The 595-nt window shown below is 47.4% G+C and carries 1 protein-coding gene; it reads right to left on the bottom strand.

Annotation, left to right across the window (positions count from 1 at the left end):
- The coding region (locus NK987_RS21355) for a putative Ig domain-containing protein (RefSeq protein ID WP_259265502.1) at window positions 1-595 on the bottom strand (595 nt) is incomplete at both ends.

The raw sequence follows: 595 nt of genomic DNA, 5'->3' as shown, positions 1-595 counted from the left end.
GAGGAGTTCCTGAGAAAGTCCTTGTCAAAGGATCAAAATTCAGCCATAAAGGCAAATCTTGCTCACCGGCAAGCTTTGCAGAGTAGGTTAATCCGTCCCCGTCAAGGTCCTGAAAAACATCATTTGGAAATTCGAAGCTGAAAAGGATATTTTCAGTGGCTTCCTGATCGGTGATAGGGTTGATGACCGTCGGGATATTGTTTGCTGCGGCAATGACAATGTCGAAAATATCGGAGACAGATCCCCCGTTTCCGTCATCGGCAGTTACTTCGACCGAAAGCGTTCCTACATTCTCAGCCAGAGGGGTTCCAGAGAAAGTCCTTGTCAAAGGAACAAAGACTAGCCATGCGGGTAAATCTCCGCCGCCTACGAGCAGTGCAGAGTAGGTTAATCCGTCCCCGTCAAGGTCCTGAAAAACATCATTTGGAAATTCGAAGCTGAAAAGGATATTTTCAGTGGCTTCCTGATCGACGATAGGGTTGATGACCGTCGGGATATTGTTTGCTGCGGAAATGACAATGTCGAAAATATCGGATACAGCTCCCCCGTTTCCGTCATCGGCAGTTACTTCGACCGAAAGTGTTCCTACATTCTC

This window comes from Aquiflexum gelatinilyticum, assembly GCF_024813435.1.
In the GTDB taxonomy this organism is placed as follows: domain Bacteria; phylum Bacteroidota; class Bacteroidia; order Cytophagales; family Cyclobacteriaceae; genus Cognataquiflexum; species Cognataquiflexum gelatinilyticum.
This window is presented reverse-complemented; position numbering and strand designations above follow the sequence as displayed.